Origin of the sequence: Paraburkholderia kururiensis JCM 10599 = LMG 19447 (assembly GCF_003986935.1) — a bacterium.
Classification (GTDB): domain Bacteria; phylum Pseudomonadota; class Gammaproteobacteria; order Burkholderiales; family Burkholderiaceae; genus Paraburkholderia; species Paraburkholderia kururiensis.
The window spans coordinates 50,588-76,809 of record NZ_RJZE01000012.1 but is presented as its reverse complement, the minus strand read 5'-3'; the positions used below and the strand labels follow the sequence as shown (position 1 = coordinate 76,809).

General features: G+C 66.4%; 21 protein-coding genes. 8 read left to right on the top strand and 13 right to left on the bottom strand.

Going from position 1 to position 26,222, the window contains the following annotated elements:
- Window positions 1–48 precede the first annotated feature (48 nt).
- The gene (locus tag PKKP23_RS15995; RefSeq protein ID WP_126877632.1) at window positions 49–531 is read left to right on the top strand and encodes a nitrate reductase associated protein; all 483 of its coding nucleotides are present in this window, start codon (window positions 49–51) and stop codon (window positions 529–531) included.
- 147 nt (window positions 532–678) lie between these two features.
- Window positions 679–3,795 carry a sensor domain-containing protein gene (locus PKKP23_RS15990; RefSeq protein ID WP_126877631.1) on the top strand — a complete coding sequence of 1,039 codons (3,117 nt, stop codon included), beginning with the start codon at window positions 679–681 and terminating at the stop codon, window positions 3,793–3,795.
- Window positions 3,796–3,832: 37 nt separating this feature from the next.
- On the opposite strand, the gene PKKP23_RS15985 is transcribed toward PKKP23_RS15990, so the two are convergent.
- A complete protein-coding gene (locus tag PKKP23_RS15985; protein WP_017772706.1) occupies window positions 3,833–4,228 on the bottom strand; it encodes an acyl-CoA thioesterase in 396 nt (131 codons plus the stop codon).
- Window positions 4,229–4,406: 178 nt separating this feature from the next.
- On the opposite strand from PKKP23_RS15985, the gene PKKP23_RS15980 reads away from it, so the two are divergent.
- Entirely contained in the window at window positions 4,407–6,341 is a 1,935-nt protein-coding gene (locus PKKP23_RS15980; RefSeq protein ID WP_126877630.1) for an ABCB family ABC transporter ATP-binding protein/permease, read from the top strand.
- Here the strand turns inward: PKKP23_RS15980 and murU are convergent.
- A complete protein-coding gene (gene murU / locus PKKP23_RS15975; RefSeq protein WP_126877629.1) occupies window positions 6,325–7,056 on the bottom strand; it encodes an N-acetylmuramate alpha-1-phosphate uridylyltransferase MurU in 732 nt (243 codons plus the stop codon). The two genes, PKKP23_RS15980 and murU, sit on opposite strands and share 17 nt — an antisense overlap.
- Window positions 7,057–7,072: 16 nt before the next feature.
- Window positions 7,073–8,161 (bottom strand): aminoglycoside phosphotransferase family protein, encoded by a 1,089-nt coding sequence (locus tag PKKP23_RS15970; protein ID WP_126877628.1) that lies wholly within the window; start codon window positions 8,159–8,161, stop codon window positions 7,073–7,075.
- A gap of 259 nt (window positions 8,162–8,420) precedes the next feature.
- Here PKKP23_RS15970 and PKKP23_RS15965 point away from each other — a divergent pair, with 259 nt between their 5' ends.
- From PKKP23_RS15965 to rsmA, 4 genes are all read left to right on the top strand, one after another.
- Window positions 8,421–10,793 (top strand): LPS-assembly protein LptD, encoded by a 2,373-nt coding sequence (locus PKKP23_RS15965; protein ID WP_126877627.1) that lies wholly within the window; start codon window positions 8,421–8,423, stop codon window positions 10,791–10,793.
- 105 nt (window positions 10,794–10,898) lie between these two features.
- A complete protein-coding gene (locus PKKP23_RS15960) occupies window positions 10,899–12,257 on the top strand; it encodes a peptidylprolyl isomerase (protein ID WP_017772711.1) in 1,359 nt (452 codons plus the stop codon).
- A gap of 29 nt (window positions 12,258–12,286) precedes the next feature.
- Window positions 12,287–13,312 (top strand): 4-hydroxythreonine-4-phosphate dehydrogenase PdxA, encoded by a 1,026-nt coding sequence (gene pdxA, locus PKKP23_RS15955; RefSeq protein WP_126877625.1) that lies wholly within the window; start codon window positions 12,287–12,289, stop codon window positions 13,310–13,312.
- A gap of 59 nt (window positions 13,313–13,371) precedes the next feature.
- Complete coding sequence (gene rsmA, locus PKKP23_RS15950) at window positions 13,372–14,217, top strand: 16S rRNA (adenine(1518)-N(6)/adenine(1519)-N(6))-dimethyltransferase RsmA (RefSeq protein WP_126877624.1); 846 nt, start codon at window positions 13,372–13,374, stop codon at window positions 14,215–14,217.
- Here rsmA and PKKP23_RS15945 read toward each other — a convergent pair.
- The 4 genes from PKKP23_RS15945 to PKKP23_RS15930 all read right to left on the bottom strand — a co-directional run bounded on the left by PKKP23_RS15945 (window position 14,186) and on the right by PKKP23_RS15930 (window position 17,830).
- On the bottom strand, window positions 14,186–15,145 hold the full coding sequence (locus PKKP23_RS15945; RefSeq protein WP_126877623.1) for a DMT family transporter: 960 nt from the start codon (window positions 15,143–15,145) through the stop codon (window positions 14,186–14,188). The two genes, rsmA and PKKP23_RS15945, sit on opposite strands and share 32 nt — an antisense overlap.
- 155 nt (window positions 15,146–15,300) lie before the next feature.
- Window positions 15,301–15,738, bottom strand: coding sequence for a MarR family winged helix-turn-helix transcriptional regulator (locus tag PKKP23_RS15940; protein WP_017772715.1), 438 nt, complete (start codon window positions 15,736–15,738; stop codon window positions 15,301–15,303).
- A complete protein-coding gene (gene panE, locus PKKP23_RS15935; RefSeq protein WP_126877622.1) occupies window positions 15,735–16,691 on the bottom strand; it encodes a 2-dehydropantoate 2-reductase in 957 nt (318 codons plus the stop codon). Before panE ends, PKKP23_RS15940 begins: the two co-directional genes overlap by 4 nt.
- 128 nt (window positions 16,692–16,819) lie before the next feature.
- Window positions 16,820–17,830, bottom strand: coding sequence for a LysR family transcriptional regulator (locus PKKP23_RS15930; protein WP_126877621.1), 1,011 nt, complete (start codon window positions 17,828–17,830; stop codon window positions 16,820–16,822).
- A gap of 214 nt (window positions 17,831–18,044) precedes the next feature.
- Between PKKP23_RS15930 and gloA the strand changes: the two genes are divergently transcribed.
- Window positions 18,045–18,431 carry a lactoylglutathione lyase gene (gloA, locus tag PKKP23_RS15925; RefSeq protein WP_126877620.1) on the top strand — a complete coding sequence of 129 codons (387 nt, stop codon included), beginning with the start codon at window positions 18,045–18,047 and terminating at the stop codon, window positions 18,429–18,431.
- 1 nt (window position 18,432) lies between these two features.
- Here the strand turns inward: gloA and PKKP23_RS15920 are convergent, their stop codons facing one another.
- From PKKP23_RS15920 to lnt, 6 genes are all read right to left on the bottom strand, one after another.
- Complete coding sequence (locus tag PKKP23_RS15920) at window positions 18,433–19,365, bottom strand: M48 family metallopeptidase (RefSeq protein ID WP_126877619.1); 933 nt, start codon at window positions 19,363–19,365, stop codon at window positions 18,433–18,435.
- 80 nt (window positions 19,366–19,445) lie between these two features.
- Window positions 19,446–20,207 (bottom strand): lysophospholipid acyltransferase family protein, encoded by a 762-nt coding sequence (locus tag PKKP23_RS15915; protein ID WP_126877618.1) that lies wholly within the window; start codon window positions 20,205–20,207, stop codon window positions 19,446–19,448.
- A 72-nt stretch (window positions 20,208–20,279) separates the two neighbouring features.
- Entirely contained in the window at window positions 20,280–20,843 is a 564-nt protein-coding gene (gene gmhB / locus PKKP23_RS15910; RefSeq protein ID WP_017772721.1) for a D-glycero-beta-D-manno-heptose 1,7-bisphosphate 7-phosphatase, read from the bottom strand.
- A gap of 7 nt (window positions 20,844–20,850) precedes the next feature.
- On the bottom strand, window positions 20,851–22,956 hold the full coding sequence (gene glyS / locus PKKP23_RS15905) for a glycine--tRNA ligase subunit beta (RefSeq protein WP_126877617.1): 2,106 nt from the start codon (window positions 22,954–22,956) through the stop codon (window positions 20,851–20,853).
- A 16-nt stretch (window positions 22,957–22,972) separates the two neighbouring features.
- Window positions 22,973–23,980, bottom strand: coding sequence for a glycine--tRNA ligase subunit alpha (glyQ, locus tag PKKP23_RS15900; protein ID WP_081884822.1), 1,008 nt, complete (start codon window positions 23,978–23,980; stop codon window positions 22,973–22,975).
- Between the two features lie 223 nt (window positions 23,981–24,203).
- Window positions 24,204–25,928, bottom strand: a complete 1,725-nt coding sequence (gene lnt / locus PKKP23_RS15895; protein WP_126877616.1) for an apolipoprotein N-acyltransferase — start codon at window positions 25,926–25,928, stop codon at window positions 24,204–24,206.
- Window positions 25,929–26,222 lie beyond the last annotated feature (294 nt).

Here is a 26,222-nt window from a genome sequence, read left to right as displayed (position 1 = left end):
GGCCGGCAACCGACAGAACCTGGCTGACAGAACCTGGGATATACCGCCATGGGACTCCACGAAGCGCCGCTGCTTTTCCAGTTCGAGGTCGCCTCTTCCGAGGACCTCACTTACATTCCGATGTCGGTCCGCTTCAACCTGGACCGCTTCGGCCTGCGCATCTCGCTCGCTCAATGGCAGATGCTGCCGTACGAGGACCGCAAGCTGCTCGCGCGCTTCCCGGTGGAGGAAGACGCACAGATCGAGCCGAATTTCGACCACGCGCTCTTCGAGATGCTGCGCACGCACGCCAACGTGGAGCCGGAATGGTTCACGCCCGACACCGCGCCGGCCTGGCGTGAAGCCGGCGCGGTGCCCGACGGCGTGCTGCACCAGGCGTCGCTCGCGAGCCTCCCCGCGCCAACCAGCGAGCAATGGGCGCAGCTGGCCCCATTCAAGCGCTACGTTCTTGCCAAGCTCTCGCGCAAGCCGGAAGGCAATCACGATTTCCTGCCCGCCATGCGCGAATTTGGTTTGGCCAAACCGGCCTGAACGGAATTTTTTTCTTTTCCCTCAAACTGTTCCGGACGCTGCCGTTATCCATAGGTTGAGGCGCATCGCGCGCCTGCCCGTCGCAGATATGTGGTGAATAAAGCCCCGCAGGCACCCCGACCGCAGGACGAACGACGCCCGGAACCCATGAACTCTTTCTTCTCGAAGCGGCTGCTGATCAACGTGGCGGTCGTGGCCGCCGCTGTCGGCGCGAACGCGTTCGTCGCGTACACGCAGATACGCGGGCAGCGCGAGGCCGACGCCCGCACCTTGCGGGCCACGCACATCCGTCAGGATCTGGACACCTTTCGCGACACGCTCAACGACGAGCTGATGGCGCTCGGCCGCTACGAGACCGCGGGCGAGGGCGAAAGCGAGCCAGCGATGCGCGAGCGTACGGCAACGCTCGACCAGACCGTGGCGCGGCTGCGCACCGCCTTCGCCGACACGCCGGACATGGCGGCCGACTTCGATAACCTCGCCCTCGACGCTGATGCCTTCCAGCGTGATCTGCGCGTAGCGCTGGCGCGCACGGCGCGCCCCGGGCCGGCCGGCAGCGAAGACGCGCGTACGTGGGTGGCGCCGGTGTACATGCGGCTCGACGTGCAGATGGGCCGCTTCGAATCGCAGTTCTCGGCATTGCAGCAGAAGCAGCGCATCGCGCTCGAAAAGGTGATCGACGATTCCATCGCCGAAAACCGCCGGGCCGTGGTGCTGCTCGTCATTTCGATGCTCGCGGGCGGCACGCTGCTCATCTATACCTTCGGCGTGCGCGAGAACGCCGCGCGCGAAAAGCTGCGCATCGCGCGGGCACTGCGCAGCAGCGACGAACGCTTTCACGGCCTGTTCGAAGCGCATCCTGTGCCCATGTACATCTTCGACCGCGACACGTTGCGCTTTCTCGCCGTCAATCTGGCCGCGATCCAGCAGTACGGCTACAGCGAAACCGAGTTCCTCGCGATGTCGGTGCGCGCCATTCATACGCCCGAGGACGCGACGCGGCTCGAATCGCATCTCACGCGCAGCGACCCGTCTTCGCACGGCGGCCGCACCATGGCCGGCATCTGGCATCACGTGCGGCGCGACGGCTCGCACGTGAGTGCGGACATCTCGTACCACACGCTCACGTTCATGGGCCGCCACGCGGTGTTCGTGCTCGCCGACGACGTGACCGAGCAGATCGCCGCCGAAGCCGAAGCCCAGCGTTCCAACCAGATGCTGGAGACGGTGATCGACAGCATTCCGCAGCGCATTTTCTGGAAGGACCGCGAATTCCGCTACCTGGGCTGCAACATGGCGTTCGCGCGCGACGCGGGGCTTGCGTACCCGGAACAGGTGATCGGCAAGACCGACTACGACCTGCCCTGGCGCCAGTTCGCCGACACCGTGCGCGCGCACGACCGCGAGGTGATCGAGTCCGGCGTGCCCAAGCTCAACTTCGAAGTGGACCTCGTGATCGACGGCGTGCATCGCACCACCGTCACGAGCAAGCTGCCGTTCACGGCGGGCGACGGCAACGTGCTGGGCGTGCTCGGCTCCTACACCGATATCACGGAGCGCAAGCGCGCCGACCTCGCGCTGCGCCTGCAAAGCCGCGCGCTCGACGCGAGCGTGAACGCGATCATCATCACGGGCCCGGGGCCGGGCGGCCATCTGATCGAGTACGCGAACCCGGCCTTCGCGCGCATCACGGGCTATGACCCCGCCGAAGTGGTGGGACAGGACTGCCGGCTGTTGCAGCGCGACGACCGCGACCAGGAAGGGCTGCACGCCATCCGCCAGGCGCTCGCCGCCAACCGCGAGGTGAGCGCCGTGCTGCGTAACTATCGCAAGGACGGCGCGCTGTTCTGGAATCAGCTGTTCATTGCGCCGGTGCCCGACGCGGACGGGCGCACCACGCACCACGTCGGCATCGTGAGCGACGTGACCGAGCTGATGCGCTACCAGGAACAGCTCGAATACCAGGCGAACTACGACGGCCTCACGCGGTTGCCCAACCGTAACCTGCTGCGCGACCGGCTTCAGCAGGCGCTCGTCGCGGCGCAGCGGCGCGACCGCGGGCTCGCTGTCGTGTTCATCGACCTCGACGGCTTCAAGAACGTGAACGACAGCCTCGGCCACAGCATCGGCGACCGGCTGCTCTCCGTCGTGGCCGAACGCCTGGCGCGCTGTGCGCGGGCAAGCGACACGGTGGCGCGCCACGGCGGCGACGAATTCGTGATCGTGATGACGGACACGGTGGACGAGCAGTCGCTGATCGCGTGGATGGAGCGCGCGCGGGCCGCGATTTCGGAGCCGGTCTGGCTGGACGGCAACGAGCTTTACGTGGGCTGCAGCATGGGCGCGAGCCTCTTCCCGCAAGACGGCGACGACGCCGAAACGCTGATGAAGAAGGCCGACCTCGCGATGTACCGCGCGAAGGACATGGGGCGCAACACCTTCCAGTTCTTCCAGCCGGAGATGAACGCGAGCGCGACCGCGCGGCTTTCGCTGGAGCGGCGCCTGCGGCGGGCGCTGCGCGACAACGAATTCCTGCTGCACTACCAGCCGCAGATCGACATCGACACCGGCCGGATCGTGGGCATGGAGGCGCTCGTGCGCTGGCAGGACCCCGAAGCGGGGCTCGTCTCGCCGTCGGCGTTCATTCCGGTTGCCGAGGAAAGCGGGCTGATCGGACCGCTTTCCGAATGGGTGCTGCGCGAGGCGTGCCGCCAGAACAAGGCGTGGCAGGCGGCGGGGCTGCCGCCGGCGCGCGTGTCGGTGAATCTCTCGGCGCGCGTGTTCCAGCAGCGCAACATCACGCGGCTTGTCATGCAGGTGCTCGAAGAGACCGGGCTCGATCCGCAGTACCTGGAACTCGAACTCACCGAAAGCACCATCATGCGCAACGCCGAGGAAGCGGTGATCATGCTCAACGATCTGCACGCGCTCGGCATTGGCCTCGCCATCGACGACTTCGGCACCGGCTATTCGAGCTTGAGCTACCTCAAGCGCTTCCCCGTGGACCGCCTCAAGATCGACCGCTCGTTCGTGTCCGACATCGGCATTTCGGGCGACGACGAGACGATCACGTCCGCGATCATCGCGCTCGCGCACTCGCTGGAACTGCAGGTGATTGCGGAAGGCGTGGAGACGTCGGCGCAGCTCGACTTCCTGAAGGAACGAGCCTGCGACGAGATGCAGGGGTTCTTCTTTGCCCGTCCGATGCCGCGCGACGCCATCGCGAATCTGCTGCAGGGCGGGATGGAGTGCGCCGAGGCTTAGCGCGCAAGCCCCGGCGGCGCGTTTCTCCGGCGCGTGCTCAGTCGAGCGCGGGCAGGGCGCGCGGGCGGCGGTCGGAGTCGGTGGCGACGTAGGTGAGCGTGGCTTCGGTCACCTTTACGACGTCTTGCGTGAGGCTCATGCGCTGCGCGTAAACCTCCACCGACACGGTGACCGACGTATTGCCCGTCTTCACGATGTCCGCGTAGAAGCTCAGCAGGTCGCCCACGAATACCGGCTGCTTGAAGATGAACGAGTTGACCGCGATGGTGGCCACCCGTCCGTTGGCGCGGCGGCTGGCCGGAATCGAGCCGGCAATGTCCACCTGCGCCATGATCCAGCCGCCGAACACGTCGCCGTGGACGTTCGCGTCCGAAGGCTGCGGCACGACGCGTAGCGCGGGCGGCTTCTGCGGAAGGTGGATGGACTCGGTCATGTGTTTATCCATGGAAAGGGCGCGTGTGGACGGATTCGTGTGTATGGAGGGAGGCGCGGCGGCCTGAAGCGGCGGCCGCGGCCTTCTGCGACAATACGGAAGATCAGAAATTGTACGGGAAAGTGCGCAGCGGCGAGGCGCGCAGAACCCGCCCGTCACGAACCCCACTCCAGAATCCATGCGTCGCCTTCCTCCTTCCGGCGAGCCTTCGCCGCTCGCAACCGGTCCGCGTAACGACTGGCAGACCATCGTTTCGCTGCTGCCGTACCTTGCTACCTACAAGTGGCGCGTGATCTTCGCGCTGACCTGCCTGATCGGCGCGAAGGTGGCGAACCTGGGCGTGCCGGTCGTGATGAAACGCATCGTCGACAGTCTCGCCTCCGTGCAGCAGCTCACGGCGCTCGGGCGCGCGGAGCATGCGCCCTCCATCGTGCTGGCGGGCGGCATCGGGCTGCTCGTGATCGCCTATGCGGTGGTGCGCCTCTCCACTTCGCTCTTCACCGAACTGCGCGAAATCCTGTTTTCGAAGGTCACCGAAAGCGCGGTGCGGCAACTCGCGCTGAAGGTGTTCCGGCATCTGCATGCACTCTCGCTGCGCTTTCACCTGGACCGGCAGACGGGCGGCATGTCGCGCGATATCGAGCGTGGCACGCGCGGCATCACGCAACTCATTTCGTACTCCCTCTACAGCATCCTGCCGACGCTCGTCGAAGTCGGCCTCGTGCTGGGCTTCTTCGTGGTGCGCTACGAGGCCTACTACGCGATCGTCACGCTCGTGGCACTCGTCGCGTACATCGTGTTCACGGTGAAGGTCACGGAATGGCGCACGCACTTCCGGCGCACGATGAACGAACTCGACTCGCGCGCGAACTCGCGTGCCATCGATTCGCTGCTGAACTACGAAACCGTGAAGTACTTCGGCAACGAGGAATGGGAAGCGCAGCGCTACGACGAAAACCTCAAGCGCTATCGCGCGGCGGCCATCAAGTCGCAGAACTCGCTTTCGGCGCTGAACTTCGGGCAGCAGGCGATTATCGGCACCGGGCTCGTGTTCATTCTCTGGCGCGCGACGCAAGGCGTGATGGCGGGCCGCCTCACGCTGGGCGACCTCGTGCTCATCAACACGTTCATGTTGCAGCTCTACATCCCGCTCAATTTTTTGGGTGTGGTGTATCGCGAGCTCAAGCAGAGTCTGACCGACATGGACCGCATGTTTTCGCTGATGGGCGTGATGCGCGAAGTGCCCGACGCGCCGAACGCGCCGCCGCTCGCGGTACGCGGCGGCGAAGTGCGCTTCGATCACGTGAACTTCGCCTATGAAGCGTCGCGGCCCATTCTGCACGACGTGAGCTTCACGATTGCCGCGGGCACGACGACCGCGGTGGTGGGCCACAGCGGCTCGGGCAAGTCGACGCTCGCGCGGCTGCTGTTCCGCTTCTACGATCTGGACCGCGCGAGCGGCGGCGCGATTGCCATCGACGGCCAGGACATCCGCGACGTGGCGCAGGACACGCTGCGCGCCGCGATCGGCATCGTGCCGCAGGACACGGTGCTCTTCAACGACACGATCTACTACAACATCGCGTACGGCAGACCTTCGGCGTCGCGCGACGAGGTGATCGCGGCGGCGCGCGCGGCGCACATCCACGAGTTCATCGAAGGGCTGCCCAAGGGCTACGAGACTTCGGTGGGCGAGCGCGGACTCAAGCTCTCGGGCGGTGAAAAGCAGCGCGTGGCGATTGCGCGCACGCTACTCAAGAACCCGCCGATTCTCGTGTTCGACGAAGCCACTTCGGCGCTCGATTCGCGCTCGGAACGCGCGATCCAGCACGAGCTGGATCAGATCGCGCGCAATCGCACGACGCTGATCATCGCGCACCGGCTTTCTACGGTCGTGCACGCGCAGCAGATCATCGTGATGGACCACGGGCGCATCGTCGAGCAGGGCACGCACGCGGAGTTGCTGCGCGCGGGCGGCCTGTTTGCGCAGATGTGGGCGCTTCAGCAACAGCGCGCCGAGCAGGAAGCGCGCGATGGGGACGGCGCCGCTGAGGGTATCGAAACGCCGGATGCGTCCGCGTTGCCGCAGACGGAGACTACTGGGCGCGCTTGAGCCGCGCGTCCAGATCGGCCAGTTGCGCGGGCGTGCCCACGTTTTCCCAGGCGCCTTCGTAAAGCTCGCCCGTCACGAGCCCGCGCGCAATCGATTCGCGATAGTACGGTTTGAGCGCACAGCGCGTGCCACGCGGCAGTCCGTGGAACATGCGCGTGTCGTACAGGCCGATATTGCCGAACGTGTAGCGCGGCGCGCCTTCAAGCGAGAGCGTGCCGCAGACGTGATCGTCCAGCGCGAAATCGCCGGACGGATGAAACGGCGGGTTCGGCACCATGACGAGATGCATGCCGGGCTCGGGCTGCGCGGCGAGCCGTTCGGCGTGCCGCGCGAGGTGCGCGTAGTCGAAGTCGCTGTAGACGTCGCCGCTCACGGCCAGAAAGATTTCGGGCGTACCGGCGTCTTCGAGCAGCGGCAGCGCCTGCGCGATGCCCCCCGCGGTTTCCAAGGCCTCGCGCTCCGCCGAATAGCGCAGCGCGACACCCCAACGCGAGCCGTCACCGAGCCGCGCTTCGATCTGCGCACCCAGCCACGCATGATTGACGACGATGGTCGTAAAGCCGGCCTGCGCGAGCCTTTCGATCTGCCATTCGATCAGCGCCTTGCCGCCTGCGGGCAAGAGCGGCTTCGGGCAGGTGTCGGTGAGCGGGCGCATGCGTTCGCCGCGGCCGGCGGCGAAGATCATCGCCTTGCGGTTGAAGAGCGGTTGCGTCATGGGTCGGAGCGATCGGTCAGAACGTGTAGCCGACTTCGGCGCCGCGTCCTTCGAGCGAATCGAGCAGCTTCGCGAACGGCGCGAGCGGCGCGTAGCGCTGCGTCACCTTGCGCGCGTAGTTCACGAAGCGCGGCAGGTCGGCCAGGTAATGCGGCTTGCCGTCGCGATAGTTGATGCGGCAGAAAAGGCCCAGCACCTTGATGTGGCGCTGCAGGCCCATCCATTCGAGCTGGCGGTAGAACTCGCCGAAGTCCGCGTCGACGGGCAAGCCCGCCTTCTTCGCGCGCTCCCAGTACCAGGCGAAGCAGTCGAGTTCGAAGGCCTCGTCCCACGACAGGAACGCGTCACGCAGCAGCGAGACGACGTCGTAGGTGATCGGCCCGTACACCGCGTCCTGGAAGTCGAGCACGCCGGGGTTCGGCGTGGCGATCATCAGATTGCGCGGCATGAAGTCCCGCAGCATGAACACCTGAGGCTGCGAACGCGCGCTCGCCACGAGCAGCGCGAAGGTGCGGTCCAGCACGCCGCGCGTCGCCTCATCCACGGTGTGGCCCAAATGGCGGCCGATGTACCACTCGGGCATCAACTCCATCTCGCGGCGCAGGAACGCTTCGTCGAACGGCGGCAGTACGTCGGGACGCGACGCGAGTTGCCAGCGGATCAGCGTGTCGAGCGCGTCGCGCATCAGTTCGCGCGGCGCGGGGCGGCTGGCTTCTGTCGGGGACGCCGTGCCATCGGGCGCCGCGCCCTTGAGTGCATTCAGATACGAATCGGTGCCCAGGTCGGTGACGAGCATGAAGCCCGCGTCGAAGTTCACTTCCAGCACGGTCGGCACGTGCACGCCGGCATCGGCCAGCAGGTGCGCCACCTGGGCGAACTCGCGGCATTTTTCGGGCGGCGGGGCGTCCACGGCAATCGCGGTTCCGCCGGGCAGGGTGCCGGCGGCAAGCCGGAAGTAGCGGCGAAAGCTGGCATCGGACGAAGCCGGCGCGAGTGTGGCCAGATCGAGCCCGTGGCGCGAGGCGAGGCCGCCAAGCCAGGCGGTGAGGAGATCGAGTCGAGGATCGGGGGCGCTGGAATGGCGGAGGGCGGCGTCGAGCGTCATGAAAACCGGGCGAAAACGGGAGGGGACAACGTATTGCCATATAATACCCCACGACTTTTTTGACGCGACTCGCGCCAAAGCCCCGAACAAACGGTTCGCCCGCCCGCTTCATGCCTTCATCGCCGTGCGATTGAGCGATTGCCCGATGAATTGTTAATGGTTGTGCACTCCAACTGTCACGGTTCGACGGTTCGATTGCGCGAGGCGGCTGATCGTGATCCGAAGGGCGCGCGGCCGGGCCGATCCGCCAAAACCTTACATGCCGCCCAGACAGTTTTTCCAGACGAACTCTTCCAGTGACGACTGCGCGCCGGGCAAAAGGCGGCTCATCGCGGCGCTCGTGGCCGTGCCGGGCTTCGTGCCCGCGTTCGCGCACGCCCAGCTCGCCGGGGATGCCGCGCAGCCGCAGCCGCTCGACGGCCCGTGGAGCCTGCGTCTCGCGCCCCAGCTCGAAGAGCATCCGGTGGCATCCGGCCAGCGTCCGGCCACCTTCGTGCTGGGCGACAGCACGACGGGCACGGCCAACCAGGACATCGCCGCGAAGGGTTCGGCCGAAGTGCGTCACAACACGGCCATCGTCAAGGCCGACGCGCTCCACTACGACGAAGACACCGACATGGCCGACGCTTACGGCCAGGTCCGCATCACCCAGAACGGCAACACGTTCGTCGGCCCCGAGGCGCACCTCAAGGTGGAGTCGAGCGAAGGCTTCATGACCGCGCCGAAGTACCACTTCACGTTGACGGGCGGCTCGGGCAGCGCGGAACGCGTGGAGCTGATCGACAACGAGCGATCGGTGTTCACGAAGGGTACGTACACGGCGTGCCGCTGCGAGTCGGACCCGGCCTGGTACATCAAGGGCACCGAATTCGACTTCGATACCGGCGCCGACGAAGGCGTAGCCCACAACGGCGTGCTGTTCTTCCAGGGCGTGCCCATCTTTGCGAGCCCGTGGCTGTCGTTCCCGCTTTCCGGCGACCGGCGCAGCGGCCTGTTGCCTCCCACGTTCTCGCTCAGCTCGAACAACGGTTTCGAGCTTTCGGTGCCGTACTACTTCAACATCGCGCCGAACCGCGATGCCACGATCACCCCGCGCATCATCTCGAAGCGCGGCGTGCTCACGCAGGTCAACTACCGTTATCTGTCGCCCAACTATACCGGCCAGATCACAGGCGAATTCCTGCCGAACGACGCGATCACGAAGACCAACCGCTACGCGCTGTACATCCAGCACAACCAGAATTTCGGCGGCGGGTTCGGCGGCTACGTGTACTACAACAAGGTCTCGGACAACACGTATCCGGAAGACCTGTCGTCCACGTCCACGCAGTTCATCAACGGGCTGCAGACCACGTATCAGCAGGAAGCGGGGCTCACGTACAACAACGGGCCGTGGTCGGTGCTCGCGCGCTGGCAGCACTGGCAGACGCTCGCGCCTTCGGCGCCGCCGTACGGCCGCGAGCCCGAGCTCAACGTGAAGTACGCGAAGTACAACGTGGGCGGCTTCGACTTCGGTGCGGAAGCCGACTACTCGCGCTTTCGCATCACGACGCAGGATGCGACCCAGGGCGACCGTATCGTCTTCAACCCGTACGTGTCGTACTCGGTCGTGGGGCCTGGGTACTTCGTCACGCCGAAGGTGCAGTGGCACTTTGCGTCGTACAACCTGAGCAATATCGGTACGGGTTCGCCGGCGGGACAGCCGAAGGACTTCACCGAGCAGGTGCCTACGTTCAGCTTCGACAGCGGGCTGATCTTCGACCGCTCGGTGCGCGTGTTCGGCGAGGACTACATCCAGACGCTGGAGCCGCGGCTCTATTACGTCTACACGCCGTATCACAACCAGACTTTCGCGCCGCTCTTCGACACCGCCGAATCGGACTTCGGGCTCGCGGAAATCTTCACGCCGAACACGTTCGTCGGCAACGACCGCATCGCCGACGCGAACCGCATCACCGCCGCGCTCACCACGCGCTTTCTCAACCCGGCCACGGGCGACGAGCGCGCGCGCTTCGTGATCGCGCAGCAGTACTACTTCCGCGACCAGCGCGTCACGTTGCTGCCGGGGCAGACCACGTCGGAAGCCACGACGCATTCGGACCTGATTCTCGGCGCGGCGCTCAAGCTGGGGGCCGGTTTCGCTTCGGAAACGGCGTTCCAATATAATGCCGACAACAATCAGCTGACGAAGGCGAGCGTGGGTTTCGGCTTCAGTCCGGGCACCTCGCGTGTCGTGAACGTCGCCTATCGCTACACGCGCCAGAACACGACGCTCACCAACGAGCCGATCAACCAGATTCTGATTTCGGGGCAATGGCCGCTCTCGCACCGTGTGTACGGTGTGGCCCGCTTCAATTACGACCTGGGCGGGCACCGGATCGTGGACGGCCTCGTCGGCATGCAGTACGACGCGGACTGCTGGGTACTCGGCGTGGGTATCCAGCGCTACGCGAACGGCGTGAACACCACGGGCAGCCAGACCACCGGCACGCGCTTTCTGGCGCAGCTCACGCTCAAGGGGCTGTCGAACGTCGACAACGGCCTCGTTGCAGCGTTCCGCGCGGGCGTGGCCGGTTACACGCCGCTGCCGCCGGCTCCGCCGCCCGATTCACGTTTCACCAACTACGAATGACACATGACTGCGGCGCAGCAGGCACGACAATGCGTGGGCAATGCGTCATCGAACGCGAGTAGACGGGCGAAGCGGCCCGCCATCTTTGGAGTATCTGTGGGAATCATGAAAAAGCTTCGCCTCGCAGCATGGGCTGCAACTTTCGCCGCTGCGGCGTATTTCCTGCCGGCCACGCCGGCGAGTGCCCAGGCACTGAGCGCCGCGAGCAGCGGCCAGGTGGCCGATACGATTGCGGCAGTGGTCAACGACGGGGTCATCACGCAGCGCGAGCTCGACGAACGGGCGGGTCTCGTCGCGCGGCGTCTCACGCAGCAGGGCGCGCCCGTGCCGCCCACGGACCAGCTGCGCCTCCAGGTGCTCAACCAGATGGTGCTCGAACGCATCCAGCTGCAGAAGGCGAAGGAAGACGGCATCGTGATCGACGACGCCACCGTGCAGCGCACGCTCGCACGCCTCGCCCAGGCCAACAACATGGATCTCGCCACGTACCGCGCGCGGATCGAGGCCGAAGGCGTGAACTGGAGCACGTTCACGAACGACGCCCGCACCGAACTCACGCTCTCGAAGCTGCGCGAGAAGGAAGTGGACAGCAAGATCACCGTTTCGGACGGCGAGGTCGCGAACTACATCGCGAGCCAGCGCGGGCCGAACGCCGGTCTCACGAGCGATCTGCGCTTCGAGCACATCCTGCTCAAGGCACCGCAGAACGCGCCGCAAACCGAGATCGAAGCCGCGCAGCAGAAGGCGCAGGCGCTGCTGCAACAGGCGCTGGGCGGTGCCAGTTTCGAAAAGCTCGCGAAGTCCGATTCGCAGGCAAGCGATGCCGGCAAGGGCGGCGACATGGGCTTTCAGCCCACCTCGAAGCTGCCGGCCGAATTCGTGACGGCGGCTTCCACGCTGCGTCCGGGCCAGGTGAATCCGTCGGTGATCCGCACGGGTGACGGTTTCGAAATCGTGCGTCTGATGGAGCGCCGCTCGGGCCAGGGCGCGCCTTCGGCGGACGCCTCGCATCTCACGCAGACCCACGTGCGCCACATCCTGCTGCGCGTGGGCGACGGCATGTCGGAACCGCAGGCGCGCCAGAAGCTGCTCGATATTCGCCGTGAGGTGCTGGCGGGCGGCGATTTCGCCAAGTTCGCGCGCACCTACTCGCAAGACGGCTCTTCTTCGCAGGGCGGCGATCTGGGCTGGATCAGCCCGGGCGAGACGGTGCCTGAATTTGAGCGCGCCATGAACTCGCTGCAGGATGGCCAGGTGAGCGAGCCGGTGCGCACGGAGTACGGCTACCACCTGATCCAGGTGCTGGGCCGCCGTGAAGCGCAGGGCTCGGTTGCGCAGCAGATCGACCTCGCGCGCCAGGCCATCGGCCAGCGCAAGGCGGAGCAGGCCTACGCCGACTGGCTGCGCCAGTTGCGCGACAGCGCCTACGTGGACTACAAGGTCGGCACGCCGTCCCTACAATAGACGGTCACTTCCGTCGTCCACTCCACGCCATGACCGCCGCCTCCACTTCCTCGCCTGCAGCCGGCGCTGCGCAAGCGCCGCTGCAAATCGCCATCACGACCGGCGAGCCTGCCGGCGTCGGCCCCGAGCTGACGGCGGCGGCACTCGCGGGCGCGGCGGCGCACTGGCCGGACGCGCAGTTCGTGGTGATCGGCGACGCGCAGTTGCTGGCGCAGCGCGCGCGAGCCGTGGGCGTGGACTGGGCGTCGCTCGTGGCAAGCGGGCGGGTTCGCGTGCAGCACGTGCCGCTCGTGGCGCCGTCCGAGGCGGGCAAGCTCGATGCCGCCAACGGCCGCTACGTGCTGACGCTGCTCGATACCGCGATCGACGGCGCGATGGCCGGCACGTTCGACGCCATCGTCACGGCGCCGCTGCAAAAAAGCACGATCAACGACGCCGGTGTGCCATTCACCGGCCACACCGAATATCTCGCCGAGCGCACTCACACGCCGCGCGTGGTCATGATGCTCGCGGGCACGGGCCAGCGGCCGCTGCGCGTGGCGCTCGCCACCACGCATCTGCCGCTCAAGGACGTCTCCGCCGCGCTCACCGTCGAAGGTCTGGTCGAGACGCTGCGTATCGTCAACAGCGACTTGCGCCGTCATTTCGGCGTGCCGCTGCCGCGCATTCTCGTGACGGGACTCAACCCGCACGCGGGCGAGAACGGCTACCTGGGGCGCGAGGAAATCGACGTGATCTCCCCGGCGCTGAATGCCGCGTGCGCCGAGGGTATCGACGCCCGCGGCCCGTACCCTGCCGACACGCTGTTCCAGCCGCGTTACCTGAAGGACGCCGACTGCGTGCTCGCCATGTTCCACGACCAGGGCTTGCCGGTGCTCAAGTACGCGACCTTCGGCGAGGGCATCAACGTCACGCTCGGCTTGCCGATCGTGCGGACCTCCGTCGATCACGGCACCGCACTCGATCTGGCCGGCACGGGCCGCGCGGACGCGGGCAGCATGATCGCCGCGGTGGACGCCGCGGTTTCCATGGCGCGGCACCGTCGCGCGGCCTGATACCTGATACGTAACGGGTAACGGCGCTTCGCTTTCACTCTTTTCCGGTTTCTCCATCGATGTCCACCAGCCGACAGCACCAGGGCCATTTCGCGCGCAAGCGTTTCGGGCAGAACTTTCTGGTCGACATGGGCGTGATCGACGCCATCGTCCGATTGATTCGCCCGCAACGCGGCGAGCGCATGGTGGAAATCGGGCCAGGGCTGGGCGCGCTCACGGAGCCGCTCGTCGAGTGCGTGGCCACGCCGGAGCAGCCGCTGCATGCGGTCGAACTGGACCGCGATCTGATCGACCGCCTGAAAAAGAAGTTCGGCGACCGGCTCGCGCTGCATGCGGGCGACGCGCTCGAATTCGACTTCGGCTCGCTTGCAGCGCCGGGCGACAAGCCGACGCTACGCATCGTCGGTAACCTGCCGTACAACATTTCGAGTCCGCTGCTGTTTCACCTCACCACGTTCGCGCATTGCGTGATCGACCAGCACTTCATGCTGCAGAACGAGGTGGTGGAGCGGATGGTCGCGCAGCCCGGCAGCAAGGCGTTCAGCCGGCTCAGCGTGATGCTGCAGTACCGCTACGCGATCGAAAAGATGCTGGACGTGCCGCCCGAATCGTTCCAGCCGCCGCCGAAGGTGGATTCCGCGATCGTGCGCATGATTCCGTACGCGCCGCACGAACTGCCGGACGTCGATGACCGCGTGCTGGGCGAAGTGGTGACCGCCGCGTTCTCGCAGCGGCGCAAGATGCTGCGCAATACGCTGGGCGCATTCCGCGACCGCGTGGATTTCGACGCGCTGGGGTTCGATCTTGCGCGGCGCGCCGAAGACGTGCCGGTGGAGGAATACGTGCGCGTTGCGCAGGCAGTGAGCGGCGCGGCTAGGACGCCTCGCGGCGAGCCGGCGCGTTGACCAGCGCGATGCCCGCGAGCACCATGGCCGCGGCCACGAGAAAGCGCGAACTGAACGATTCGCCGAGCAGCAGCACGCCGAAGGTCACGCCGAAAAGTGGCGTGAGAAACGAGAACACGGAAAGCCGCGACGCCATATAGCGCGTGAGCAGCCAGAACCAGAGCAGATAGCTCACGAAGGCCACGATCACCGCCTGATACGCGAGGCTCGCGAGCGTGAGGGGCGTGATCGATGCGATGGCCTCGAAGCGCGCCTGGCCGACGCCGGCCGCCAGTCCGAGCAACACCACTGCCGATACCGCGAGCTGATAGAAGAGCGTCTTGCTCGCGCTCGTATGCGCGAGCTTCGTTGCACGAACCACCACTGTCGTAGCGGCCCAGGCGATGCCGGCGAGCACGCCGAGCGCGTCCCCGGCCACGCCGGCCAGCATCGAATGCGTGCTGTCCGCGGCGCCGGCGGGCGCGTGGCGCGCGAAGCCGTCGGCGAAGGCGAGAGCCATGCCTGCGAATGCCACGCCGATGCCCGTCCACTGCGTGCGGCGCAGCTTTTCACCCCCCACGAACCAATGCAGCCCGAGCGCCGTGAAGCACGGCGCCGTGTACAGAAACACGGCCATGCGCGAGGCGCTGGTGAGCGAGAGACCGACGAAGATGCAGACGAACTCCGTGGCAAACAGCACGCCCGCGAGCAGGCCTGCGCCCAGCGTGCCGTCGTCGCGAAAGAGCGGTGTGCCGCGCATGCGGGCCCAGCCCCACACGAGCAGTGTGGCGATGGTCGAGCGCAGCCCCGCCTGGAAAAGAGGCGGGAGCACCACATTCGTGCTCTTGATGGCGACCTGCTGAAAGCCCCAGATCGCGCACAGCACGATCATCAGTATCGTGGCGAAGCCGTCCAGCGGACGGCGGGCCGACAGCGCGGCGGTGCTCATGCGTGATCGTTCCGGCAAGGAAAAGGAGCCTCACGATAGCAAAAAGGCCACGCTCGCAGGGACCATGACCCCACGCGTCGCATGTGCTTGCTGCGGTGCATCGCGTGGTTTCCGCGTACGGTCGCTGCTGCTTGCGCCCGTCGAGCGGACGCCGCTTATCGATGCGCCATCGCCTGCGTGATGTCGAACAGTTCGCCGCGCAGCGCCTTGGCCCGCTCGCGTCCGAAATGCTGCTCGAACTCGGTCTGTGCCGCACGCCACGCCACGCACGCTTTCTCGAATACGCGCGCGCCTTTCGCGGTGAGGGTGTAGACCAGCGCACGCGCGTCTTCGTCGGAAGGCTCCGCGGCCGCGAGGCCGTCGCGTTGCAGCGGCTTCAGCGCGCGCACGAGGGTCGTGCGGTCCATCACCATGGCCTCGGCGAGGGCGAGCATGGTGGAGCCCGGCTTGCGCGAGAGGCGAGCGAGAATCGCGAACTGCGCGGCCGAGAGACCCGAGGGCGCCAGATGCCGCTCGTAGATCTGCGTGACGTAGCGCGAGGCCTGGCGTAGCGCGAAGCAGTTGCAGGCGTCGTAGGACGGAGCTTTGCTCATGATGCGGCTCCCGCCTGCGGCTGCGCCGCGCGGCGCACTTCGTAGGCTTTCAGATGGCTGTAAGCGAGCCGCAGTACGGAGAGCGCCGCGTCGTCTCGCTGGCGGTCGTCGCCGCGACGGATCAGGTCGCCGAGCACGTGGTCTGCTTCGATGCGCGAGCCTGCCTGAAGATCGCGCAGCATCGAGGCCGTGAGCGGCGAGCCGGCCGCAAACAAGATCGCGCGCATCCGCGCGTTGAATTCGGGCCGCACCGCGTAGCCGTTGTGGGCCGCAACGGCCGAGCACTCGGCAAACAGATTCGCGATGGCACGCTCGCCGTCCGGCGTCGCCAGAATTTCGCCGACCGAGGCCCGGAAGAGGCACGTAATGCCGGCGAGCGTCGCGAGAAACACCCACTTTTCCCACAGCTCCTGGACGATGTTCGCGCTTGCGGTGACGTCGAAACCGGCGTTGCCCATCGCTTCGGCTACGGCCTGCGCGCGTTCGGATACGCCGCCCGCCAGCTCGCCGAACACGATGGCCTGCATGTCGTTGAGATGCACGATTTCGCGTTCGGCGTTCAATGTGGCCGCGATCAGGCACAGGCCGCCCATCACCTTGGAGGCACCGAAGCGGCGTTGCAGTTCGTCGACGTGCTGCATGCCGTTCAAGAGCGGCAGGATCACGGTGGAGGGGCCTACCGCGGCCTGGAAGGAGTCGATGGCGTCTGCCAGATCGTAGGCTTTGCAGCTGAGCAGGATCAGGTCGAACGGCTCGCGCAGGTCGCCCTTCACCACCGTCTTCACGTCGCGCAGCGTGAGATCGCCGTACCGGCTGCGCACGACGAGGCCCGCGTGGCGTAGTTCTTCGGCGCGCTGCGGCCGCACGAGGAACGTGACGTCGCGCCCGGCATGCGCCATACGCGCCCCAAAATATCCGCCGACACCGCCGGCGCCCACGACCAGAATTCGCATGCTTCGAGTCTCCTTGCAGGTTGCTTGCGGAAATCCGCGTCGCCATGCATCGGGTGGGATGCCAAAGCCGCACGGCGTCTGAGTTGTGCATATGCATGCACATGCGTCCGTATGGTAGTGCAGCCTGCTCAGATCTGCTGCGCGGTGCTCGTGCGACTGCGCTTGCGGGGAGGCGTCAACGTCGGCGACGCGGCAGGCGCAGGCGGCGCGGTGAAGAACGTGGTGGCGAAGTCCACGAAGGCTCGCACCTTCGCCGCCATGAGCCGGCGGTCGCGCCACGCAAGCTGTAGCTCGATCTCGCTGTCCACGAGTTCGAACTCCGGCAGGATTCGCACCAACCGGCCGCTCGCGAGTTCGCGCTCGATCATCGAGCGCGGCAGTATGCCCAATCCCGCGCCGCCCAAGACCAGTTCCTTGTTGAACGCCGCACTGTTCGTCGAGATGTCGTATCTCAGCGGCACGACGATCTCGTGTTTCGCGTGGCTGTCATCAGCGGATGCATCTCTCGCATGAGACGCGCGGTTGCGAAAGCGCAGTTTCGGCTCGCGAATCGACGTGAGCATGGTGACGAAGTCGAGCGTCGCGAGGTCTTCGGGCGTCTTCGGCGCTTCGCGGCCTTTCATGTACTCGGCGGAAGCCGCGACCACGAGCGGAATGCGATTGATGACGCGCGTAATGGTCTGGTCGCTCGTCAGCATGTAGGGCAGCACGATGCCAAGGTCGTAGCCTTCCTCCACCAGGTCCACGGGGCGCTCGGCCAGGGTGAGTTCGACCTGCACGTTCGGACAGGCCACGCGAAACCCGTTGATGAGCGCAGGCAATAGCTGCACGGCTGCGGTAGCGTGCGCGACGAGCCGCAGCACGCCCGAAGGATCGCGGCTGTGCTGGCCTGCGTCGGCTTCCAGCGCATCGAGCTCGTTGATCACGCGCGAGCAGCCGGTGTAGAAATGTTCGGCTGCTTCGGTGAGGGCGATGTGCCGCGTGGTGCGGTGAAAGAGGCGCACGCCGAGCCGCTCTTCGAGGTCCGATATCGACCGCGAGACCGCCGGCGTCGACAGTCCCATTGCTTGCGCTGCGCGCGTGAAGCTTCTCGCGTCCACGACGGCGCAGAAGATTCGCAATGACTCAAGGTGATCCATACCGCCTCCTGATGCTTGCCCGCCGCACGGGATTGAATCATCGCAGAACCGCAGATTTCGCGCGCAAGACGCGGCAAGTGGCTGTAAGAACGCGTAATGCGCTTGGAGCCGCAGCGCGGCGCAAACTGGCGCATTCACGGGTGGAACGCCGGCGGCAGGCCGTGCGCATTTTTGGTAACCTGCGCGTTTTCACGAAGGCAAAACGGAGTACGCGATGCGCTTGCTGCACACGATGATCCGGGTCGGCAATCTCGACCGCTCGATCAAGTTCTACACAGAGCTGCTCGGCATGAAACTGCTGCGCCGCGAAGATTATCCCGAAGGCCAATTCACGCTCGCGTTCGTCGGCTACACCGATGAACGCGACGGCACCGTCATCGAATTAACCCACAACTGGGACACCGGGTCGTACGATCTGGGCGGCGGCTTTGGCCACCTCGCCGTTGAAGTGGAAGACGCCTACGCCGCGTGCGAGAAGATCAAGGCGCAGGGCGGCACGGTGGTGCGCGAAGCGGGTCCGATGAAGCACGGCACGACCGTGATCGCGTTCGTCACGGACCCGGACGGCTACAAGATCGAGTTCATCCAGAAAAAGAAGTAACTCACATCACCGGCAGCAGCTCGGGCGGGTGCTGGCGCAGCGCCTCCCGCGCTTCGCGGAACTCGGGAAAGATCGACTCCACGGTCTGCCAGAAGCGCGGGCTGTGGTTCATCTCGCGCAGATGCGAGAGTTCGTGCGCGACGACGTAGTCGATGACCGAGAGCGGGAAGTGGATGAGCCGCCAGTTGAGGCGGATGCGTCCGTCGCTCGAGCAACTGCCCCAGCGCGTCGCCGCCGACGACAGCGCATACGCGCGGTACGTCACCCCCAGTTTGTCCGCATAGACCTCGAGCCGCTCGCCGAAGAGCCGCTTCGCCTCGTTCTGCAGCCAGCCCTGCACGCGGTCTTTGATCTGCTGCGGGTCCGCGTGCAGCGGCAGCGGCAGTGCGAGCGCTCTCGCCGCTTCATCGAATGCGAGCGTGCCGTGCGGCGCGGCGAGCGTCACGCTGACAGGCTTGCCGAGATAGGGCACCTCGGCGCCGTCTTTCCATTCCACCTGAGGCAGCGCGCGCTGTTCCGTGCGGGTCTGCCATTCCGAGAGCTTCGCGAAAATCCAGCGTTCCTTGCCTGCGATGGCCGCTTCGATGTCCGCGAGCGTCACCCAGCGCGGCGCCGTGATGGTGAGCCCCGTGCCGTCGATCGTGAAGCCGATGGAGCGGCGCGAGGAGCGCTTGAGCCGGTAGTGCAGCGTCTTCGCCCCGAGCGTGAGCGCGCGCAGCTTCGTGCCGTCCGGCGCGCGCGGCGGTGTAGCCGGTGCTGGCGTCAACGGGTCAAGGGCAGAGGCAGGGGACGTTGGCGCGAGCGGCTTGACCGACGTGAGCGGCGCAAGCGACTGCGGCGTGAGCGGCACCTGAACCGGCTCGGGAAAGAGCGGCAGGTCGAGTTGCCGGCTGTCGAGCGCCGCGGCGTGCCGCGGCCTGGGAGGCTTGTGCATCGAATTCGGCTTGGGCGAAACGCTCGCAATTTGCGCGTCATGCGCGCCCCGCGGCGAGGCGCGAACGCACAGGGGGCGCGTCAGATCCGGGCAGTGGTGGCGGGCGAAGCATCCGTCACGTTGTACGCGGCAGGGTCGATGCGGCGCATCTCGGCTTCGATCCATGCTTCCAGGCGCGTATTCACTTCGTCGGCCGTTAGTCCTGCAGTATCAATGGGTTGGCCGATCGACACCGTGACTATACCCGGATATTTATAAAACGAGTTGCGAGGCCACACGCGCCCTGCGTTGTGCGCGATGGGCACCACGGGCGCGCCGGTCGCAATCGCAAAGCGCGCGCCGCCGGTCTTGTACTTGCCCTGCTTGCCCACCGGCGTGCGCGTGCCTTCGGGGAACATGATCACCCACGCGCCTTCGCTCATCCGCTGCTTGCCCTGGCGCGTGACGGAATCGAACGCGTGCTTGCCTTCCTTGCGATCGATGTGAACCATCTTCAGCATGCCCAGCGCCCAGCCGAAGAACGGCACGTAGAGCAGTTCGCGCTTGAACACGTAGCAGAGCGGCCGCGGCATCACGGCGGGAAACGCAACCGTCTCCCATGCGGACTGGTGCTTTGAAAGCAGCACCGCCGGGCCGTCCGGCAGGTTTTCCATGCCCTGCACGCGATAGCGGATGCCGTTGAGCCAGCGCGTGACGAAGATCGTCGTACGGCACCAGCCCACGGCCATCCAGTAGCGCCGGTCGGCGCGCATGAACGGAAAGGCGATGAAGCAGGCGGTCGCGTACGGCACCGTGAACACGGCGAAGTACACGAGCAGCAACAGGGAACGGACAAAAAGCATGGGTGTGATCCTGCAAACAGGCGTCCAGCTTCCACTGGCAAACCGCAAGCGGCTAGCGCGGCGCTGACGGCGTTACTCGTGTCGGCTCGAAAGAAAGTCGAGCGCGAAGGCGCGCAGGTCGTCATGGACCTTCGTGCCTTCGGGCAGCCCCCCACTGGCGAGCGTCTTCGTACCCTTGCCGGTGCGCACGAGATGCAGCTGAAAGCCGAGTACGGCGCCGGCCTGCAGGTCGCGCAGCGCGTCGCCGACCACCGGCGTGTCTTCCGGGCTGATCTCGAAGCGCTCGGCAATCATCTTCAGCATGCCCGGCTTTGGCTTGCGGCATTCGCACTGGTCTTCGGCCGTGTGCGGGCAGAAGAATACGGCGTCGATACGGCCGCCCACCGCGGCGGCCATGCGGTGCATCTTGAGATGCATCGCGTTGAGCGCCGCCATGTCGAAGAGGCCGCGGCCGATGCCCGACTGGTTCGACGCCACTGCCACGCGATAGCCCGCCTGATTCAGGCGCGCGATGGCTTCGAGGCTGCCCGGAATGGCGACCCATTCGTCGGGCGACTTGATGAAGGCGTCCGAGTCGAGGTTGATCACGCCGTCGCGGTCGAGAATGACGAGCTTTCTGCTGGCACTGGTCGGCATGGCGAGCTCAGGCGGCGAGCCGCGAAATGTCTGCCACGCAGTTCATCTGCTGGTGCAGCGCGCCGAGCAGGGCGAGGCGATTCGCGCGCAGCGCCGCGTCTTCGGCGTTCACCATGACGTCGTTGAAGAACGTGTCCACCGGCTCGCGCAGCGCGGCAAGCGCGGTGAGCGCGCCCGTGTACTGCCGCTCGGCCAGCTGCGACTGTACGCGCGGGGCCACCTGTTCGAGCTGCGCGTGCAACGCCTTTTCCGCAGCTTCCACGAGGAGCGCGGTTTGCACGCCACCGGTTGCGCCGCTTTCGGACTTCTTCAAGATGTTCGAGATGCGCTTGTTCGCCGCTGCAAGCGATGCCGCTTCGGCCAGTGCCGCGAATTCGCGCACCGCATCGAGGCGCGCGACGACGTCGTCGAGCCGCGTGGGGTTGAGCGCCAGCACGGCGTCGATTTCGCTCGCCGCGTAGCCGCGCTCGCGCAGCAGGCCGCGCAGGCGGTCCATGAAGAACGCGTAGAGGGCGTCCGTCGAATCGGCTACGTTCGGTACCGCGGCGAACTGCGCGTAAGCGGCGCGCAGCAGCGCGACGATATCGAGCGGCAACTGCTTTTCCACGAGAATGCGCAGCACGCCGAGCGCGTGACGGCGCAGCGCGAACGGGTCTTTCTCGCCCGTGGGCTGAAGCCCGATGCCCCAGATGCCCACGAGCGTTTCGAGCTTGTCCGCAAGCGCGACCACGGTGCCCGTGGTGGTGGCGGGCAGCGCGTCGCCGGAGAAGCGCGGCTGGTAGTGCTCGCTGCACGCAAGCGCCACTTCTTCCGGCTCGCCGTCGTGGCGCGCGTAGTACGTGCCCATCGTGCCTTGCAGCTCGGGGAACTCGCCCACCATGTCGGTGAGCAGGTCCGCCTTGGCGAGCCGCGCGCCGAGCGTGGCGAGCGCGATGTCGGCGCCCATCATCTGCGCGATCGTGCCGGCAAGGCCTTCCAGCCGCTCCACGCGCTGCAGCTGCGAGCCGAGCTTGTTGTGATACACGACGTTCGCGAGTAGCGGAACGCGGTCCGAAAGGCGCTTCTTCTTGTCGTGCTCGAAGAAGAACTTGGCGTCGGCCAGGCGCGGACGCACCACGCGCTCGTTGCCTTCCACGATGTCGCCCGGCGTCTTCGTTTCGATGTTCGAGACGATGAGAAAGCGCGAGCGCAGCTTGCCCGCGGCGTCGGTGAGCGCGAAGTATTTCTGGTTCGTCTGCATGGTGAGGATCAGGCATTCCTGCGGCACCTGCAGGAATTCGTCCTCGAAGCGGCAGGCGTACACCACCGGCCATTCGACGAGCGCCGTCACTTCGTCGAGCAGCGCTTCGGGCATCACCACCTGGTCGCCGTTTGCCTGCGCGAGCAGGTGCGTGCGGATGGTTTCCTTGCGGTCCGCGAAGCTCGCCACGACGTGACCCTTGTGCAGCAGCGTTTGCGCGTAGGCGTCCGCGTTCGGAATGGCGATGAGCCCTTCCGAGAGGAAGCGGTGGCCGCGCGTGGTGTCGCCTGCGTCCACACCGAATGCGCTGACGGGCACGACCTCCGCGCCGTGCAGCACGGTGAGCCGATGCACCGGCCGCACGAACTGGATGTTGCTGCCGTCCGGGCGCTGGTACGTCATGACCTTCGGAATGGGCAGCTTCGAGATGGCGAGCGCTTCGTCCAGCACGGCTTGCAGCCCTTCGGCGAGCGTCGCGCCCGGGGCCGAGTAGTTGAGGAAGAACGCTTCGTTTTTGCCGTCCGTGGCGCGTTCGAGTTCCGCGACGGGGAAGTCGGGAAAGCCGAGCGCCGCGAGCTTCTTCGCGAGCGGCGCGGTGGGCTGGCCGTTCGCATCGAGCGCGACGGAGACGGGCAGCACTTTCTCGCGCACGCGCTTTTCTGGCGCGACGCTGCGCACGTTCTTCACGACGACGGCGAGGCGCCGCGGCGTGGCATAGCGTTCGAACGACAGTTCGCCTTCGATCAGGTCGCGCGCGGCGAGGCGCTGCGCAATGCCTTCGGCGAACGCGTCGCCAAGGCGCGCGAGGGCCTTCGGCGGCAGCTCTTCGGTCAGCAGTTCGACGAGCAGGGTAGCTTGGTGAGCGTGTGTCATGGAGTTCTTGGTCCCGTCATTCCTCGTCGAACTTGCGTTCGACTTTCAGCGGCGGCGCCCAGGCGGGCATTGCGGCGTCTTGTGCATCGGTCGTGAGGCCGGGCACGCCGTGCACGGGATTGCCGAGCATCGGGAAGCCGAGCCGTTCGCGCGAGTCGTAATACGCCTGCGCCACGAGCCGCGAGAGCGCACGAATGCGGCCGATGTAAGCAGCACGCTCCGTGACCGAAATGGCGCCGCGCGCATCGAGCAGGTTGAACGTGTGGCCGGCCTTGAGCACGAGTTCGTAGGCGGGCAGCGGGAGCGCGTTGTCCATCATCCGCTTCGCTTCCGCTTCGTAGCTGTTGAAGAACGTGAAGAGCAGGTCGACGTTCGCGTGCTCGAAGTTGTACTTCGACTGTTCGACCTCGTTCTGGTGATAGACGTCGCCGTAGGTGAGGCGGCGCACCTCGGGGCCGTTCGGGCCCGGCTCTTCCCACTCGGTCCACACGAGGTCGTAGACGTTCTCGACCTTCTGCAGATACATGGCGAGGCGCTCCAGGCCGTAGGTGATTTCGCCCAGCACCGGCTTGCAGTCGATGCCGCCCACCTGCTGGAAGTACGTGAACTGCGTCACTTCCATGCCGTTGAGCCAGACCTCCCAGCCGAGGCCCCAGGCGCCGAGCGTGGGGTTTTCCCAGTCGTCTTCCACGAAGCGCACGTCGTTCTGTTTCAGGTCGAAGCCGAGCGCTTCGAGCGAGCCGAGATAGAGATCGAGGATGTTTTCCGGCGCCGGCTTCAGCACCGCCTGGTACTGGTAGTAGTGCTGCAGGCGGTTCGGGTTTTCGCCGTAACGGCCGTCTTTCGGACGGCGCGACGGCTGCACGTAGGCGGCGCGCCACGGCTCGGGACCGATTGCGCGCAGGAAGGTATGGACGTGCGAGGTGCCCGCGCCGACTTCCATGTCGATGGGCTGGAGCAGCGCGCAGCCCTGCTTGTCCCAGTAGGACTGCAGCGTCAGGATGATTTGCTGAAACGTGAGCATGAAGTGCCTTTCGGGCAGATGGCGCCCCGCGGCCCGGCGCCGTGCGGACCCTCCGCAGCGCGAGCCGGCTGGTATGCGGCCGGGGGCTAAAACGTTGAATTTTACCGGATTGGCGGTGGGTTGAGACTTCCAGCGGGGTAGGCCGCCTGGCTGATTCGCTCGGGCGACTCACGAGGGCAAACGCCCTCGTGTCCGATTCGCGGCGTCGTGCCGCCGTCGCCCCTTACTTTTTCCTCGACGTCCGCCGCCCCGGCCCAAACGCAAACCCGAACGCGAGCAACAGCAGCGACACCGCGAGTACCGTGTTGTTGCCGCTCGTCACGTAGGGCGTGAAGCCCGAGGTGCCTTGCACGTCGACGTCGAGCGTGCCTTCGGTGAAGGTGGGCAGGCGGGCGATCACGCGGCCGCGGGCGTCGATGGCGGCGGTCGCGCCCGTGTTGGTGGCGCGCAGCATCGGCCGCCCGGTTTCGAGCGAGCGCATGCGGGCAATCTGCAGATGCTGGTCGAGCGCGATGGTGTTGCCGAACCACGCCAGATTGGTCGTGTTGACGAGCACGCCCGCGGGCGTCGCGCTGTCGCGAATGCTGCGCGCAATCTCTTCGCCGAAGATGTCTTCGTAACAGATGTCGACGGCCACGGGCTGGTTGTGCACGACAAACGGCTGCTGCACCGGCGTGCCGCGCGCGAAGTCGCCCAGCGGAATGTTCATGAGGTTCACGAACCAGCGGAAGCCCCAGGGCACGAACTCGCCGAATGGCACGAGGTGATGCTTGTCGTAGCGGTACAGCTCGCGCGAGCCCGGCGTGATGCCGTAGAGGCTGTTCGTGTAGTCGACGATGCGTCCATCAGGCGTGACCGTACCGCCGATCGCCCCGAACAGGATCGCCGTGCCCGTGGAGTCCGCGAACTGGCGGACCGCCGCGGCGAAGCGGTCGGGCACCTGCTGCACGAGCACGGGAATCGCGGTTTCGGGCGTCACGACGAGGTCGGCCGGTTTCGCGGTGATCATCTGCTGGTATTCGTTGATGGCCTGCAGTACGCCCGCTTCTTCGAATTTCATGTCCTGCTTGACGTTGCCTTGCAGCAGCCGCACGTGCAGCGGTGCGTTGGCGGGCACGGTCCACGTGACAAACGGGAGCGCCGTGCCGGCGGCGACGAGCGCGACCGCGATGCCGCCCGATACGGCCACGCCAGCAGCGGGCTTTGCTGTGTCAAGCGACGCAGGCGCGCCGCTCACGCCATTCGTCTTGCCGCTTGCGGACGAACGGCCCGACTGCGCGGCGCGCGTGACGGCCTGCACGATCAGCGCGGCCACGAGCGCCAGCATCCAGCCCACGCCGTACACGCCGACCACCGGCGCGAATCCGGCGAGCGGTCCGTCCACCTGCGCGTAGCCGCTCGCGAGCCACGGAAAGCCCGTGAACACCGTGCCGCGCAGCCACTCACCGAGCGCCCAGGCGCTGGCGAAGGCGAACGCGCCGTGCCATGTCGGCGAAAACGGCCGGTCGCCCGCTTTGCCGTTGTTCGCGTGGCCGGCGCAGAACGACCAGATACCGGCCGCGAGCGCGGGATAGACGCCGAGGTACAGCGAGAACAGCACGAGCGCCGCGCCTGCAAGTGGCGCCGGCATGCCGCCGTAGAAATGCATGCTGACGTAGAGCCACCACACGCCGGTCACGAGGTTGCCGAAGCCGAAGGCCCAGCCGGTGAGGGCGGCGCTCTTCCAGCCCGTGGTGCGCGTGAGCCAGAAATAGAAGAACGCGAAGATTGCGATTTCGAGCCAGCCGCCGTGCGGCGTGGGCGCGAATGAAAGTGTGTTGGCGGCTCCGGCTGCGAGGGCGGCGAGGTAATGCCAGCGCGGCAGGGCGCGACCGCCTGCCGATTCGGCGGTATCAGGGGCGGTGGGCGCCGCGCCGGAACGCAGCCGCGAGGAAATAGGGTCGGCCATGGTCGAATTCAGTGAGTGCCAGTGTGGCTCGTGTAAGTGCTCGGGGCGCGGCCGATGGCCGGCGAGCGATTGTTGCATAAGGTTGTGACGCGATGCGGCTTGGCGAGGTTCGCGCCACGCCGCATGTCGGGGGCGGGACGCGGGATGTGCCGCGAGTCGCGCCGCGGCTATCCGGGGTATCGGCGAGGTGTGTGGCGTTGGAGCGAAGCGCTGCGTTATCTGGCGGGTTTGGCCGGGTTGCGGCCGGGTTGCGGCCGGATGTCTGCCGAGTCAGCCTGCCCGGTGGTCCGGAGG